A 15,764-nucleotide genomic window follows, 5' to 3' on the forward strand; every position below is an offset into this window, starting at 1 on the left:
TCACTCCGCTGCGGTCAGCATCTGCCCGGAGGCAAGCCGCGAACACTCTGCCATCACGGCGGACGCACGCGCGATTGGGTTGGTCAAATAGAAGTCCTCGACGAGCGGCTTGAACGGAGCCTTCTCCGTCGTTCCGCCCTTCCCCGCGAGTTTCTTGATCTGGTCGGCCGAGCCGGCCTCGATCTGGTCCAGACGGATCAGATGCGGCACGGCCTTGAAGATCGCCTGGCGCAAGGCCGACAGCGAGTCATAGCCGAGCTTCTTGCCGAGCGCCTCCGACAGCGCGCGGACGATCGCCCAGTCCTCGCGGGCCTCGCCCGGCGGGAATGCGGCCCGTCCGGTCATCTGCACGCGGCCTTCGGTGTTGACGTAGATCGCAGACTTCTCGGTATAGGCGGCTGCCGGCAGGATCACGTCGGCGCGATGGGCGCCGCGGTCGCCGTGGGTGCCGATATAGACGACGAAGGTGCCGTCCGATGGCTTGATCTCATCCGCGCCGAGCAGGAACAGCAGATCGAGCGTCCCGAACGTCGTCATCTGCGCTGCGTTCAGCCCGCCCTGACCGGCGACAAAGCCGATGTCGAGCGCGCCGACGCGCGAGGCGCTCTCATGCAGCACGCCAAACCCGTTCCAGCCGTCCTTCACCGCGCCGACATCAAGCGCGAGCTTGGCGGCGGCTGCGAGAATCGCAGCGCCGTCGTGGCGCGAGGCCGCGCCCGCACCAACCAGGATGATGGGATTCTTGGCGTTCTTCAGCACGTCCATGAAGGAGTGCTTGCCGGCCGCGAGCTCACCGAGCGTATCGGTGCCTGCGCCGAGATGGTCATAATCGTAGGTCAGGTCGGGCTTGGCGCCGACCACGCCGACCTTGAAACCGCCGGCGCGCCAGCGCTTGCGGATGCGGGCGTTGAACACGGCCGCCTCTTTCCGCGGATTGGCGCCGATGATGAGCAGCGCATCGGCCTGCTCGACGCCGGCGAGCGTCGGATTGAAGATGTAGGAGCCGCGGCCGAGCGCGGGATCAAAGGCATCGCCGCCCTGCACGGCCAGATTGGCGGAGCCGTATTTGGCCAGCAGATCCTTCAGCGCGAACATCTCCTCGACGCCGGCGAGGTCGCCTGCGATCGCGCCGATCCGCTTGCCGTCGGTGCGCGCCGCCTTGGAGGCGATCGCGGCAAAGGCCTCAGGCCAGCTCGCCGCGCGCAGCTTGCCGGCTTCGCGAATGTAGGGCCGGTCGAGGCGCTGGGTGCGCAGGCCGTCGACGACGTGGCGGGTCTTGTCGGAGATCCACTCCTCGTTCACGGCCTCGTTGATGCGCGGCAGGATACGCATCACTTCGCGGCCGCGGGTGTCGACGCGGATCGCAGAGCCCACGCCGTCCATCACGTCGATCGACTGGGTCTTGCCGAGCTCCCACGGGCGCGCGGCGAAGGCGTAAGGCTTCGAGGTCAGCGCGCCGACCGGGCAGATGTCGACGAGATTGCCCTGGAGTTCCGACGTCAGCGCGTGCTCGAGATAGGTCGTGATCTCCATGTCCTCGCCGCGGCCGGTCGCGCCCATTTCGGGAGCGCCGGCCACTTCCGCCGAGAAGCGGACGCAGCGGGTGCACTGGATGCAGCGGTTCATCGAGGTCTTGACCAGCGCGCCGAGATATTTGTCCTCGACCGCGCGCTTGTTCTCGGCGAAGCGGCTGGTATCGACACCATAGCCCATCGCCTGGTCCTGGAGGTCGCACTCGCCGCCCTGATCGCAGATCGGGCAATCCAGCGGATGGTTGATGAGAAGGAATTCCATCACGCCTTCGCGCGCCTTCTTCACCATCGGCGAACGGGTGGAGATTTCCGGCGGCTCGCCCTTGGGACCCGGACGGCAATCGCGCACGCCCCAGGCGCAGCTCGCGACCGGCTTCGGGCCGCCCTTCACCTCGACGAGGCACATCCGGCAATTGCCGGCGATCGACAGCCGCTCGTGATAGCAGAAGCGCGGAATCTCGGCCCCGGCCGCCTCGCACGCCTGAAGCAGCGTGTATTCGGCGGGGACATCGATCTCTTTACCGTCGATGATGAGCTTGGTCATTGTCTCTACTCCGCCGCGACCATGTTCACGGGATCGCGGACGCCGGCATCGTCGATGTCGGCCTTGTGCGAATATTGGTCGATGCGCGCTTCGATCTCATGACGGAAATGCGCGATCAGGCCCTGGATCGGCCACGCCGCGGCGTCGCCCAGCGCGCAGATGGTGTGGCCTTCGACCTGCTTGGTGACTTCCAGCAGCATGTCGATTTCGCGCTTGTGGGCGCGGCCGTCGGCCATGCGGGTCAAGACGCGCCACATCCAGCCGGTGCCCTCGCGGCACGGCGTGCACTGGCCGCAGCTCTCGTGCTTGTAAAAATAGGAGATGCGGGCGATGGCGCGGATCAAATCGGTCGATTTGTCCATCACGATCACGGCCGCGGTGCCGAGGCCCGAGCGCAGCTTGCTCAAGCTGTCGAAATCCATCGGCGTGTCGATGATCTGCTCGGCCGGCACCATGCGCACGGAGGAGCCGCCGGGGATCACGGCCTTGAGGTTGTCCCAGCCGCCGCGGATGCCGCCGCAATGCTTCTCGATCAGCTCACGGAACGGGATGCCCATGGCTTCTTCGACGTTGCAGGGCCGCTCGACATGGCCGGAGATGCAGAACAGCTTGGTGCCGACATTGTTCGGACGGCCGATGCCGGCGAACCACGCCGCGCCGCGGCGCAGAATGTCCGGCGCGACCGCGATCGACTCGACGTTGTTGACGGTGGTCGGGCAGCCGTACAGGCCGACGTTGGCGGGGAACGGCGGCTTCAGACGCGGCTGGCCCTTCTTGCCTTCGAGGCTCTCGAGCAGCGCGGTTTCCTCGCCGCAGATATAGGCGCCGGCGCCGTGGGCGACGTAGATGTCGAACGGCCAGCCGTTGACGTTGTCCTTGCCGACCAGCTTGGCCTCGTAGGCCTGGTCGATCGCCGCCTGGAGATGCTCGCGCTCGCGGATGAATTCGCCGCGGACATAGATGTAGCAGGCGTGCGCGTTCATCGCGCAGCTCGCGATCAGGCAGCCCTCGATCAGGAGATGCGGATCGTGCCGCATGATCTCGCGATCCTTGCAGGTGCCGGGCTCGGACTCGTCGGCGTTGACGACCAGATAGCTCGGCCGGCCGTCGGTCGATTCCTTCGGCATGAACGACCATTTCAGACCGGTCGGGAAGCCGGCGCCACCGCGGCCGCGCAGCCCCGAGGCCTTCATCTCGTTGATGATCCAGTCACGGCCCTTGTCGATGATGTTCTTCGTACCATCCCAGGCGCCGCGGCGCCGCGCGCCCTCGAGCCCCCAATCGTGGAGGCCATAGAGGTTCTTGAAGATGCGGTCCTTGTCCTCGAGCATGTCAGTGCTTTCCGATCAACGGTTGGCTTGCTTGTAGGCAAGCCCGGCGGCGCAGACGGCGAAGGTCAGCGCCCAGAGCAGACTGGATTCCAGCGACGCGTTCAGGGCGAAGCGCTGAAGCAGGAAAATGAACGTGGCCGCCACGGCGGAATGCATTGCGACGAAGCCCCACTTCTTCACAACACTGCTCCCTTCAGCTGGCGGCGACGAGAGATCACGCATCAGGTGATCTCCTTCAGTGTGGTCGGCCCACCGGTCGGCGCCGAGAACTGGCGGCCGTTCTGCGGACCGGGCTTGGGCGGATTGCCAGACGCAAAGCCGTCTAGCACCTTGCCGAAGCTTTCCTTGGTCAAATCCTCATAGGTGTCCTTGCCGATCAGCACCATCGGCGCATTCACGCAGGCACCGAGGCACTCCACCTCTTCCCAGCTGAAATTGCCGTCCTTGGAGAGATGGAAGGGCTCGTGATGGATGCGGTGCTCGCAGACGTGGATCAGATCCTCGGCGCCGCGCAGGCGGCACGGCGTGGTGCCGCAGACCTGGACGTGGGCCTTCTTGCCGACCGGGGCCAGCTGGAACATCGTGTAGAAGGTCGCGACCTCGAGCACGCGGATATAGGGCATGTCGAGCATGTCGGCGACAGCGCGGATCGCGGCCTCCGAGACCCAACCGTCGTGCTGTTCCTGAACGCGCCAGAGGATGGCGATGACGGCCGAAGCCTGGCGCCCGGCCGGATATTTCGCGATCTGCTGCTTGGCGAACGCGAGGTTCTCCTCCGTGAACGCAAAGCTCGCGGGCTGGACTTCCTTCGGTGCTAATCGGCGAACGGACATCTCTTCAATCTCTCACTGCATGCGGCGCGCGGTTTTCGCATTCAGGGCATTGATCCTGTCCTGCCAGAATGCGCTTGCGGTGCCGAAAACATTGTAGCCGACGTGGGTCGAGACCTTGATGCGGTCGAGGATCGACAGCTCGGTCACCGTTTCCATACGCCGGGTGCTGGGATCGTAGACGATCAGCTTCAGCGGGGTGTGTTCGAGGATGTAGCGCGAGACCGCGTGCGAGCGGTCGCTGCCGTGCTCCTCGCACATGATGACGCTGTCGGCCTGGAGCAGCCGGGCGCCGCCCTTGATCGCCTCGATCTCGACGCCCTCGACGTCGAGCTTGATCAGGTACTTGCCGCTCGCGGCGATCTTGCCGTCGTCGATGAGATTATCGAGCGCGATGACCGGCACGTCCTCGCCGCCCGCCGACGCATCGCCGGCGATGCTGAAGGCCTCGTGCTTGGTGCCAGACAGACGCGCGGTGCCACGGGCCGCGCCGATCGCGCATTTCATGGTCTCGAAGCGGCTGCCGTTGATCCGGGCGTTGTTGGCGAGCTTCGGATAGTTCTGCCCCGACGGCTCGATCGCGACCGCCTTGTGCGAACCGAACGGCTTGCTCGATACCAGCACCGACCAATAGCCGTAATTCGCGCCGCAATCGAGCAGCGTGTAGTCGACATCGATGGAGTCGGCGAACAGCAGCTCCAGCTCGTCCTCGTAATTGTAGGAACGGTTGAGCAGCTTGCTCCAATAGCCGTCGCCGTAGGGAAATTCGAACACGGCGTCGGGGTTGAGCTTGATCGCGATGTTGCGCTCGGGCAGCGTCTTGCGCAGCAGATTGGCGCAGGCGATGTAGCCCATATGCGAGAAGTGCGAGGAGATCTTCGATCCCGTCACCAGCGCCAAGGCAGCCGTCCGCTCCCACAGGTTGGCCCCTTCAAGGGCCCCCGAGGCGCGGTCAAACTGGATCGGCGCCTGCGCCATCACCGATCGACCTCTCCGAACACGATGTCGAGCGATCCGAGGATCGCCGAGACGTCGGCGAGCAGATGACCACGGCAGATGTGGTCCATGGCCTGGAGATGCGCAAAGCCCGGCGCGCGGATTTTGCACTTGTAGGGCTTGTTGGTGCCGTCCGAGATGAGAAAGACGCCGAACTCGCCCTTCGGCGCCTCGACCGCGGCGTAGACCTCGCCGGCCGGCACGTGAACGCCTTCGGTGTAGAGCTTGAAGTGATGGATCAGCGCTTCCATCGAGCGCTTCATCTCGCCACGGCGCGGCGGCGCGACCTTGTTGTCCTCGACGACGACGGGGCCCTTCCCGTCTGGCGCGTTAAGCTTCTGGATGCACTGCTTCATGATGCGCACGGACTGGCGCATCTCTTCCATGCGGATCAGATAGCGGTCGTAGCAATCGCCGTTCTTGCCGATCGGGATGTCGAAATCCATCTCGGCGTAGCATTCATAGGGCTGCGACTTGCGCAGATCCCAGGCCGCTCCCGAACCGCGCACCATCACGCCGGAGAAGCCCCACTCCCAGGCCTCCTTCAGCGACACCACGCCGATGTCGACGTTGCGCTGCTTGAAGATGCGGTTCGCGGTGAGCAGCCGGTCGAGATCTTCGACCACTTTCAGGAACGGATCGCACCAGGCGTCGATGTCGTCGACCAGCTTCTGCGGCAGGTCCTGATGCACGCCGCCGACGCGGAAGTAGGCTGCGTGCATGCGGCTGCCGGAGGCGCGCTCGTAGAACACCATCAGCTTTTCGCGCTCTTCGAAGCCCCACAGCGGCGGGGTCAGCGCGCCGACGTCCATCGCTTGCGTGGTGACGTTGAGCAAATGCGACAGGATGCGGCCGATCTCGCAATAGAGCACGCGGATCAGCTGCGCGCGGCGCGGCACCTCGATGCCGAGCAGCTTTTCTGCAGCCATGCAGAAGGCGTGCTCCTGATTCATCGGCGCGACGTAGTCGAGGCGGTCGAAATAAGGGATCGCCTGCAGATAGGTCTTCTGCTCGATCAGCTTTTCGGTGCCGCGATGGAGCAGACCGATATGCGGGTCGACGCGGGCGACGACTTCGCCGTCAAGCTCCAGCACCAGGCGCAGCACGCCGTGCGCGGCCGGATGCTGCGGACCGAAGTTGATGGTGAAGTTGCGAAGGACTTCGGGTTGCTCGTTCATGTTCAGACCTTCGGCCCCGCTTTTTCATCACCGGGAAGGACCGGATAGTCGGCGCCCTCCCACGGGGACAAAAAGTCGAACTTGCGGAATTCCTGGTTGAGCCTGACCGGCTCGTACACCACCCGCTTCTCCTGGTCGTCGTAGCGGACCTCGAGGAAGCCGGTGGTCGGGAAATCCTTGCGCAGCGGATGACCCTCGAAGCCGTAATCGGTCAGGAGGCGACGCATGTCGGGATGACCGACAAAGATCACGCCGTAGAGGTCGTAGGCCTCGCGCTCGAACCAGTCGGCGCCGGGGAACACTTCGATCAGCGACGGCACCTGCGTGGTCTCGTCGGCCTGGGCCTTGAGCCGGATCCGGGCGTTCAGGGTCGGTGACAGGAAGTGATAGATCACGTCGAAGCGCTTCTCGCGCGAGGGATAGTCCGCCGCCGTGATGTCGGTGAAGTTGACGAAGCGGCAGTTCGGGTCGTCGCGGAGGTACTTGACCACCTCGACGATCTTGCTGGCTTCGACATCGACCGTGAGCTGGTTGAAGGCCACCGAATGACCCGTTGCGGCGCCCGGAAGCGCGCTAACGATCGTCTGCCCCAGGGCGTCGAGCTTGGCGTCGTCCATGACGTAAAACCTTAGCGTTCGATGGTGCCGGTGCGGCGGATCTTCTTCTGCAGCAGCAGCACCCCGTAGAGCAGCGCTTCCGCCGTGGGCGGGCAGCCCGGCACGTAGATGTCGATCGGCACGATACGATCGCAGCCGCGCACGACCGAGTAGGAATAGTGATAATAGCCGCCGCCGTTGGCGCAGGAGCCCATCGAGATGACGTAACGCGGCTCGGGCATCTGGTCGTAGACCTTGCGCAGTGCGGGCGCCATCTTGTTGGTCAGGGTCCCCGCGACGATCATCACGTCCGACTGACGCGGCGAGGCGCGCGGCGCGAAGCCGAAGCGCTCGACGTCGTAGCGCGGCATCGACACCTGCATCATCTCGACCGCGCAGCAGGCGAGACCGAAGGTCATCCACATCAGCGAGCCGGTGCGCGCCCAGGTGATGAGGTCGTCGGTCGCGGCGACGAAGAAGCCCTTGTCGGACAGTTCCGAATTGACCTCGAGGAAGAACGGATCATTGGCCCCGACCGGCTTGCCGGTCGACGGGTCCAGGATGCCCTTGGGGGCCGGCGCGAGAACCGGACCGGCGGATGACACAGGGTTCAATCCCATTCCAGTGCGCCTTTCTTCCATTCATAGGCGAACCCGACCGTCAGCACGCCAAGGAACACCACCATGGACCAGAAGCCGGTCGCGCCAAGCTTGCCGAACGCCACCGCCCAGGGAAACAGGAACGCCACCTCGAGGTCGAAGATGATGAAGAGGATGGCGACCAGATAGAAGCGAACGTCGAACTTCATGCGGGCATCGTCGAAGGCGTTGAAACCGCACTCATACGCCGACAGCTTTTCCGGGTCCGGCTGCTGGAACGCCACGATGAACGGCGCGATCAGCAGCACCAGACCAATGAGGCCCGCTACCCCTATGAAGACGACGAGTGGAAGATAGTTCTGCAGAATGCCGCTCATTGACGAGCCCTTTTTCCCGCAGCCTCGGGACAGCCACGGATTCGTCCAGTTTGGAATTGTTCTGAGCCTTAGCGCAGTGCACCAATGGGCGCAAGACACGCTCTTTTTAGGCCCTTTGTCGCCCTCAGAACGGTGGAAATCCCGGAATCACCCCGCGGCTGGTATGGAGCAGATCGACCGCCCCAGCAAGGGCGCCCCGATCAGTCCACACGCGCTGGGCCGTGACGTCCGTGGTTGGGAAGGCTCACTTTATCTAGGTCGCGACGCAGCAAAGTCCAGATTACAACGAGGACAGGCGCGCCCATTATCGGGCGAGCGATCCGGGAGCCATGCATCACGATCGGACCCGGGCTCGTCTGGCGAATGCGTCGGCGGGCGGCGCCCGCTTCCGCCGCAGCGGAAATCGGTGGCGAGCGCGGCGGCGACGTGGCTGGGTCGTCGCGCGCCGCGCTCGCATGAGCTTCGGGCCGGGGGGCATCGCCCGCGAGCTCATCGATCTCGTGGTGGAAGCCGGTGACGAGCCGGTCAGGCTCTCACGAAGGCCTTCCCTCGCCTGTTCTCGTCATTTGCCTCACCATTTGTAGGAGACGCTGGCGGTCACGCGCCGGCGGTCGCCGTAGAAGCAGGAGGCTGCCGCCGCACAGCTGGCGACGTAGATCTTGTCGGTCAAATTGACCACGATCAGCGCGGTGCGCCAGTTCTGCCACTCATAGTGGAGCGCGAGATCGCCGAGCACGACTGCGGGAACCTCGAGGGTATTGGCGGTATCCGCCCACGACGAACCGATATAGCGGACACCGCCGCCGAAACCGAACCCTGCGAGCGGCCCGTCCTTGAAGGTGTAGTCCGCCCAGCCGGACACCAGGAGCTCAGGCGTGTTGGTCGGGGTCTTCCCGACCAACGACGGGTCCAGATCCCTGCTGTTGAACAAATGGTAGGCCGTGAACGAGCCGATCAGCTTCAGCTCACGCGTGGCGTTCGCCACCGCTTCGAGCTCGATGCCGCGCGAGGTCACCTCGCCGGTCTGGTTCTGCAACGTCGTGACGACAGGATCGGTGGTTGCCACGTTCTGGCGCTTCAGGTCGAACACCGAGGCGGTGAAGTAGCCGTCAAATCCCCGCGGCGCGACCTTCACGCCGATTTCCGTCTGCTGGCCGGTCTCCGGCAGGAACAGCTGGTTTTGCGCGTTGAGGCCGATGATCGGATTGTAGCTTGTGGCGTAGGACACATAGGGCGCGATGCCGCTGTCGAAATTGTAGATCAGCCCGGCGCGTCCGCTAAACCTGCTGTCGTCGCGGCTGGCAAGCGTGGCGCCGGTATCACGTGCAGCCTGCGTCGTCTCGACCCAATCATTGCGGCCGCTCAGCACCAGCGTGAAGTTGCCGAGCTTCATCTGGTCCTGCAGATAGGTGCCGGCCTGCTTCTGCGTGATCTGGAAGTTTCGGAACGGTGCGCCCGTCAAGGGAATATCAAGTCCATAGGCGGGATTGAAGACGTTGACCGGAGGAACCGTGCCGAAGTTGAACGCCTGATAGTCGTCGATCTGGTAGCCCTTCAAATCGACCCCGAACAGCATCGTGTGCCGCACCGCGCCGGTGTTGAAGCGGTACTCCAGCTGGTTGTCGAGATTGGCCTGGTTGGCGGTGTTCTTCGCGTACCAATTATAGCGACCGAGACTGGCCGTGTTGATGTCAGCCCAATTGTTGCCGATGTAGCCGCGATAGGTCACGTCGACATGGGCAAAGCGCGCATTCTGCCGAAACGTCAAATCGTCGGTGAGATTGCGCTCGAACTGATAGCCCAGCATCTCCTGCTCGCGCGTGAACTTGTCGACACTGGGATCGCCGGCGAAAAAGCTGGTCGGGATCTTGCCGAATGGAGCGTTGGTCACCGTGCCCTCATAGGGCAGGAAGTTGATGCCACGGGTTTCCTGCCGGGAAGCTGAAGCCAGCACCGTGAACGTCGTGTCGGCGTCCGGCTTCCAGGTCACCGACGGCGCGATGAAGTAGTTGTTATCCGGCGTGAAATTGACCTGCGTGGGGCCGTTCTGGACCTGGCCGACGACACGGTAGAACAGCTTGCCGTTGTCAGGGCTCGTCGCGACCGGACCGCCGACATCGAAGCCGACATAGGCGTTGCCGAAACTGTTGACGCCGGTCTCGATGAAACGGACGGGCTCCGCGGGCGGCATCTTGCTGATGACGTTGACGATGCCGCTCGGGCTCGATCCGCCATAGAGCACGGCCGATGGACCGCGCAGCACCTCGACGCGCTCCATGTTGGGCGTCTGGAGCTTCCAGCTCGCATAGGACGTGTAGAACAGCTGCATGCCGTCGAGGAACAGTCCGATATCGTCGGATTTGAAGCCGCGGATCAGCCACCAGTCGTTGCGCGTGTCCGCGCCGAAGGTCCCGGCGCGGACGCCGGCGGTATAGCGCAGGACCTCGTCGAGCTTGTTCGCCTTCTGGTCGCGGATCTGCTCCGCGCCAATCACCGAAACCGCCTGCGGCGTTTCCATGATCGGCGTGTTGGTCTTGGTGCCGGACGAGCTGCGGCCGGCGACGTAGCCGTGCACCGGACCGAGCGGGGTCTCGATGAAACCGACATTACGCTGCGGCTGCGGCCTGCTTCGGTTGGCGGTCTGCTGGGATGATCGCGGCGCGCGGCGCTGGACGGAGGGCGCCGCCCGGCGGCGCGCTTCCGGCGCGGTGACGGTCACCGACGGAATGTTCTGCGCGCCACTCTGCGCAGCAGATTGTGCAAGCGACGCCTGCGGCACCAAGACCCAAGCGGATGCGGTCGCCAATACGGCCGACCGCAGCATTCCCAGACTGTTCAACGCGCAACCCCAAAACTGCGTGTTTTGATTTGCACACACCGTCAGTCCCGTGACGGCATGCGCTTGCGGTGACGCTTAGGGGAGCGCGCGCGAATTCCCTAATTGAAAGCCTCTTAGAAAGAGTCTTAGAAAGAGTCTTGGAAGGGTTCTTGGAAAGGTTCTTGGAAGTGATCCAGCATGTTCCGGGATTGCCGAAACGTCAGCGCGAAGTCTTCTCGCTCTCGAGCATCTCGGCGGCGATCGCCGTCAATTGATCGACCTGCTGCAGCAGCGCCTCGAACTCGGCTTCGCTCAGATGTTCGCGCAAGCGCCGATTGCGCTCCTGCGCGCCGGCGACGATCGCATCATGCGCCGCAAGGCCCGTTGCGGTTAGCGAGACCAGAACCTCGCGGCTGTCTTTCGGGTTCGCTGATTTCGCGATCAGCTTGCGCGATACGAGTTCCGCAAGCGCGCGGCTGATCTGCCCCTTGTCCTGGCCGACGGCTTCCGCAAGCCGCGCCACGCTCATCGGCGGCCGCCGCCCGAGCGAGGCGACCAGGCCGAACTCGACCGATGACAATCCGGCGAGACGCTTGTAGCGCAGGATGGCGCCGCGCTTGAGCAAATTGGCCAGCACCATCAGCCGCGACGACAGCATCACGGTGATCGGCGCAGGCGGATCGCCCTCGTCCGTCTCGGGCGACGACCCGCCCCTGCTCTCGGTCTGGCTCATGATCCACCTCTGCCAAGAAAGGCGAAGCATGCCAAGCCCAAGCAGGGCGGGGCCAAACCCAGGCGGCCGCCGTTCGCCGGCCTCGTTAAATGCGACTAAGAGGCACTTGGATTATCGTTGACATTGTCATCGATCTACCCTTCACTGGGTACAAGGCATCAAAAAAAGCCCGGCCGGAGCGGCCGACTACGGGAGGACCGGTATGAGCATCACCCAGCGGGATCGCGATCTCGGAACGGCCTATGCGATGAAGCCGGCGCAGACGCGCACCGAGCTCACTTCGGTCATGCGCGGCACGCCGATGGGCGAACTGCTGCGACGTTACTGGCATCCGGTCGGGCTTGTCAGTGACGCCACCGACACGCCGAAAAAGGTCCGCGCGCTCGGCGAGGACCTGGTGCTGTTCCGCGACAGGCACGGCCGCGCCGGTCTGCTGCACGCCCGCTGCTGCCACCGCGGCACCACGCTCTATTATGGCAAGGTCGAGGAGGACGGCATCCGCTGCTGCTATCACGGCTGGAAGTTCGACACCGAGGGTCACTGCCTGGAGCAGCCCTGCGAGCCCGACGGCGGCCGGTTCAAGGACAAGGTGCGCCAGCCCTGGTATCCGGTCGAGGAACGCTACGGGCTGATCTTCGCCTATATGGGCGCGGCCGAGAAACGCCCGGTGCTGCCGGCCTATGAATGCCTGGAGACCATGGACGACGGCGAGTTCGTCGAGGCCGACGATTCCTCGATCGGCGGCGGTGGTCCCGCGATCATCCCCTGCAACTGGCTTCAGCATTTCGAGAATGTGGTCGATCCCTACCACGTGCCGGTGCTGCACGGCTCGTTCTCGGGTCCGCAATTCACCAACATGATGGCGTCGATGCCGGAGGTGACGTTCGACAAGACGCCGCGCGGGATCGCCGTGCGTTCGATCCGCAAGCAGGATGACGGCCGTGTGTTTTACCGCGTCACCGAGGCGGCGCTCCCCACCTTGCGGGTCGTTCCAAACCCGCGCGTGGCGCAATTCGCCCGCGTCGAGTCGATCGGCTGGACGCTGCCGATCGACGACACCTCGTTCCGCATCTATGTCGCCGGCCGCGTCAAGAACGCCGGCGACATCGGCCGCATGCGCTCGAAATTCAACGGCAGATTCTGGTGGGAGATGACCGAGCAAGAGCACCAGCAATTTCCGGGCGATTACGAGGCTCAGGTCGGCCAGGGACCGCAGACCATCCATTCGGAGGAACATTTCGGCCAGAGCGACCGCGGAATCCTCATGATCCGGCGCATGCTGAGTGACCAGCTCGAAACGATCGAAGCAGGCCGCGATCCGATCGGCATCTCCTTCGATGCAAGCGCGCCTCCCGTCGAATTCGAAGCGGGGAATTACATCCGCGAGGGCTGACCTGCCAGCTCCAATCAAGGCTGGACCGACAACGATAACAAAGACTAATTGGGGGAAGCGATGGTCGATGTAACGTCACAGATGTCGGTGCAAACGGCCGCCGCGGCAAAACCCTCGGCGCGGCGCTATTACGTGCTGGGCCTGCTCACCATCATCTACGCGCTGAACTTCCTCGACCGCACGATCTTCAACGTCCTGATCGAGCCGATCAAGAAGGAGTTTCAGCTCAGCGACACCATGATGGGCCTGCTCGCGGGCTTCGGCTTCGCGCTGTTCTATTCCCTGCTCGGCATTCCCATCGCGCGGGTCGCCGATCGGCTCAACCGACGCAACATCGTCGCCGTCGCCTTGGCGTTCTGGAGCGCGATGACGGCGTTGTGCGGCGCGGCTTCGAGCGTCACGTCGCTGGCGCTGGCGAGGATCGGCGTCGGCATTGGCGAATCCGCGGGGTCTCCCGCCTCGCAATCGATCGTCGCTGATCTCTTCGCCAAGAATGAGCGTCCGCGCGCGCTCGGCATCTACGCCGTCGGCACCTATCTCGGCGTCTTCCTCGGCTATTTCGTCGGTGGCTACGTCAACCAGCACTATGGCTGGCGGATGGCGTTCTACGTCGCGGGCCTGCCCGGCATCCTGCTCGCTATTGTCCTGTGGCTGACGATCTCCGAGCCGAAGCGCGGCGCCATGCAGGAGAATTTCGTGCCCGAGCCGCTCGGGCCGACGCTGCGCTTCCTGGCCTCGCAGCAGAGCTTCATCATCGTGCTGATCGGCTTCTGTCTCACCACTTACACGAACTACGCGACCGCGGCCTGGATACCGCCGTTCCTGGCGCGCGTGCACCATCTGTCGAGCGCCGAGATCGGCACCTATGCCGGCACCTTCAAGGGCCTCGCCGGCATGGCCGGCACCCTGCTCGGCGGCTTCGTGGTGGCGCAGGTCAGCCGCCGCGACGACCGCTGGAAGCTGTGGGCGCCCGCCATCACTTCGGGCCTTGCCGGGCCGGTGTTCGCGCTTTGCATGCTGACGCAGGACTTTGCGATGATGGTGGGCATGCTGGCGCTGACCTCGTTCCTGGTCGGCTTCCATCTCGGACCGATCTTCGCGATCGCGCAGACCGTGGCGAAGCCGAGCATGCGGGCGCTGGCCTCCGCCCTCATCGCGCTCACCGCCACCTGCTTCGGCCAGGGCGTCGGCCCGCTCGCCGTGGGCGTGGTCAACGACGCCCTGAAGGGCGCTTATGGCGCCGACGCGGTGCGCTATTCCCTGCTCTCGGCGGCGGTCACGACCACGCTGGGGGCGCTCCTGTTCGTCTGGGCAGCGCAAACCATCCGCACCGACATCAGGCGAGCGAGCTAGGCGCCCATGAACGCCAGCATGTCCGCGATCAGGCGCTCGCTGTGCGTCAGCGGCAGCGGATGCGGGCCGCCTTCGTAGACGGTCAGCTTGCTGTCCTTGATTAGTTTTGCCGTCTTTGCACCGGTCAACGGCAGCGGCGCGCTGGCATCCTTGTCGCCCTGAACGATCAGCGTCGGGCGATCGATCTTGGCAGCTGCCGCTCGGAGATCGGCGAACGCGATGGCCTTGCGGCAGGCCAGCGCCACCGGCAACGGCACGCTCAGCATCATCTCGCGGATCCAGGTCCGCGTGATCTCGGGTGTCTCGGCAGTGAAGAACGGCGCTTCGTTCGCCGCAATCCATTTGGGGAAGTCGCGCGCGATGGCCGCGTTGTCTGCCTCGATCATTGCCTTCGGCACCGCATCCGGATTGTCTTCGGTCTTGATCAGGAATGGCGTCGTCGGCGCAACCAGCACCACCCTTGCGATCCGGTCCGATCCGTATCGTCCGAGATAGTTCACCGCCTCGGCCGTCCCCATCGAGAAGCCGACCAGTGTCACGTCGCGCAGGTCACGCGCCTCGATCAACGCGGCGACGTCGTCAGTCAGCGTGTTCAGGTCATAACCCGCGGACGGCATCTCGGACCGGCCATGCCCGCGCCTGTCGGGCGCAACACAGCGGAAGCCATTTGCGTTGAGGGCGGCAATCTGGCTGCCCCACGTGCTAGCGTTGAACGTCCATGCCGAAAGCAGCAGCACCGGTCGGCCGCTGCCCCAATCCTGCACGAAGAGTTTTGTGCCGTCCCTGGCCGTCACAAAGGACGGCCGTTCATTCCGCTGGGCCGCTGCTGCCACTGGCGCGCTCGCACCAGACGCTGCCGCGAAGGCGGTCCCAAACAACGTGGCTTCGAGGACGGTTCGACGGTTCATGGCGCTTCTCCCTTGCCGATACCCTTGCGGATCTGTCGGCCCATCGGTCTCGGCCGATGAAAACGATCATGACCAGGCGGGATCACCTCCGCGATTACGCGCCAGGTAAGATCGCTTAAGGCGCTCCCGCCGCCCGCAGGCGAAACCAGACAAACGGCCGGATGAAACCGTTTTGCGGAACCCGCGAAACCATCCGGAAACAGACCGTCCTTACAAGAAGAGCCATAGACGGCGGCAAAGCCCGTCGGGAGGCTCACATGAACCACTCCATTCATTCTGCTGATCGTGCGACCCACCTGAAGATCGTGGTGGTGGCGCTGGTGGCCGGCATCACGGTGGCCGGCTTCGGGATCGCAGCTCGCACCAATGCCGATTACAGCCAGACCGCCCAGTCCGCCCACGTAATCAAGGCCGGCAAGCCCGTCGTCGTGACCAGCGCCGGGACGTCGGAGATCCGCTGACACCGCCCCGCTCCGGGCTGACAGAGGCCGCCGCCTGGCGGCCTTTTTTCGTTTTCCAGAGCAATGCTTAGCCGAGACCTGCCGGCGAAGCGCAACGTCCTTGACTTCACCCAGC

15 protein-coding genes are annotated in these 15,764 nt (G+C 64.3%); 3 read left to right on the forward strand and 12 right to left on the reverse strand.

Annotation, left to right across the window (positions count from 1 at the left end; genetic code table 11):
* The 11 genes from nuoG to GWG67_RS21730 all read right to left on the reverse strand — a co-directional run bounded on the left by nuoG (position 1) and on the right by GWG67_RS21730 (position 11,534).
* Positions 1-2,076 (reverse strand): NADH-quinone oxidoreductase subunit NuoG, encoded by a 2,076-nt coding sequence (gene nuoG / locus GWG67_RS21680; protein ID WP_275171312.1) that lies wholly within the window; start codon positions 2,074-2,076, stop codon positions 1-3.
* 5 nt (positions 2,077-2,081) lie between these two features.
* Positions 2,082-3,407 (reverse strand): NADH-quinone oxidoreductase subunit NuoF, encoded by a 1,326-nt coding sequence (gene nuoF / locus GWG67_RS21685; RefSeq protein ID WP_027518249.1) that lies wholly within the window; start codon positions 3,405-3,407, stop codon positions 2,082-2,084.
* Positions 3,408-3,422: 15 nt separating this feature from the next.
* Positions 3,423-3,629 carry a hypothetical protein gene (locus GWG67_RS21690; RefSeq protein WP_275171313.1) on the reverse strand — a complete coding sequence of 69 codons (207 nt, stop codon included), beginning with the start codon at positions 3,627-3,629 and terminating at the stop codon, positions 3,423-3,425.
* The gene (gene nuoE, locus GWG67_RS21695) at positions 3,629-4,240 is read right to left on the reverse strand and encodes an NADH-quinone oxidoreductase subunit NuoE (RefSeq protein WP_007610983.1); all 612 of its coding nucleotides are present in this window, start codon (positions 4,238-4,240) and stop codon (positions 3,629-3,631) included. Before nuoE ends, GWG67_RS21690 begins: the two co-directional genes overlap by 1 nt.
* A 12-nt stretch (positions 4,241-4,252) precedes the next feature.
* A complete protein-coding gene (locus GWG67_RS21700; RefSeq protein ID WP_275171314.1) occupies positions 4,253-5,215 on the reverse strand; it encodes an FkbM family methyltransferase in 963 nt (320 codons plus the stop codon).
* Entirely contained in the window at positions 5,215-6,411 is a 1,197-nt protein-coding gene (locus GWG67_RS21705) for an NADH-quinone oxidoreductase subunit D (RefSeq protein ID WP_275171315.1), read from the reverse strand. Before GWG67_RS21705 ends, GWG67_RS21700 begins: the two co-directional genes overlap by 1 nt.
* Positions 6,412-6,413: 2 nt before the next feature.
* Positions 6,414-7,028 carry an NADH-quinone oxidoreductase subunit C gene (locus GWG67_RS21710; protein WP_275171316.1) on the reverse strand — a complete coding sequence of 205 codons (615 nt, stop codon included), beginning with the start codon at positions 7,026-7,028 and terminating at the stop codon, positions 6,414-6,416.
* 11 nt (positions 7,029-7,039) lie between these two features.
* Entirely contained in the window at positions 7,040-7,627 is a 588-nt protein-coding gene (locus tag GWG67_RS21715; protein WP_007603537.1) for an NADH-quinone oxidoreductase subunit B family protein, read from the reverse strand.
* Positions 7,618-7,983: an NADH-quinone oxidoreductase subunit A gene (locus GWG67_RS21720; protein WP_007603535.1), complete on the reverse strand. Its 366-nt coding sequence runs from the start codon at positions 7,981-7,983 to the stop codon at positions 7,618-7,620. Before GWG67_RS21720 ends, GWG67_RS21715 begins: the two co-directional genes overlap by 10 nt.
* A 571-nt stretch (positions 7,984-8,554) precedes the next feature.
* Entirely contained in the window at positions 8,555-10,807 is a 2,253-nt protein-coding gene (locus tag GWG67_RS21725; RefSeq protein ID WP_275171392.1) for a TonB-dependent siderophore receptor, read from the reverse strand.
* Positions 10,808-11,021: 214 nt separating this feature from the next.
* A complete protein-coding gene (locus GWG67_RS21730; RefSeq protein WP_275171317.1) occupies positions 11,022-11,534 on the reverse strand; it encodes a MarR family winged helix-turn-helix transcriptional regulator in 513 nt (170 codons plus the stop codon).
* Positions 11,535-11,736: 202 nt separating this feature from the next.
* Between GWG67_RS21730 and GWG67_RS21735 the strand changes: the two genes are divergently transcribed.
* Together GWG67_RS21735 and GWG67_RS21740 are read left to right on the forward strand one after the other, a co-directional pair.
* Positions 11,737-12,927, forward strand: a complete 1,191-nt coding sequence (locus GWG67_RS21735) for an aromatic ring-hydroxylating dioxygenase subunit alpha (protein WP_275171318.1) — start codon at positions 11,737-11,739, stop codon at positions 12,925-12,927.
* A gap of 60 nt (positions 12,928-12,987) precedes the next feature.
* The gene (locus GWG67_RS21740; RefSeq protein WP_275171319.1) at positions 12,988-14,280 is read left to right on the forward strand and encodes an MFS transporter; all 1,293 of its coding nucleotides are present in this window, start codon (positions 12,988-12,990) and stop codon (positions 14,278-14,280) included.
* Here the strand turns inward: GWG67_RS21740 and GWG67_RS21745 are convergent.
* A complete protein-coding gene (locus GWG67_RS21745; protein WP_275171320.1) occupies positions 14,277-15,188 on the reverse strand; it encodes an alpha/beta fold hydrolase in 912 nt (303 codons plus the stop codon). The genes GWG67_RS21740 and GWG67_RS21745 overlap by 4 nt on opposite strands.
* Positions 15,189-15,445: 257 nt before the next feature.
* Between GWG67_RS21745 and GWG67_RS21750 the strand changes: the two genes are divergently transcribed.
* Entirely contained in the window at positions 15,446-15,649 is a 204-nt protein-coding gene (locus GWG67_RS21750; protein WP_026232877.1) for a hypothetical protein, read from the forward strand.
* Positions 15,650-15,764 lie beyond the last annotated feature (115 nt).

The organism is Bradyrhizobium sp. CSS354 (assembly GCF_029051725.1).
GTDB lineage: Bacteria > Pseudomonadota > Alphaproteobacteria > Rhizobiales > Xanthobacteraceae > Bradyrhizobium.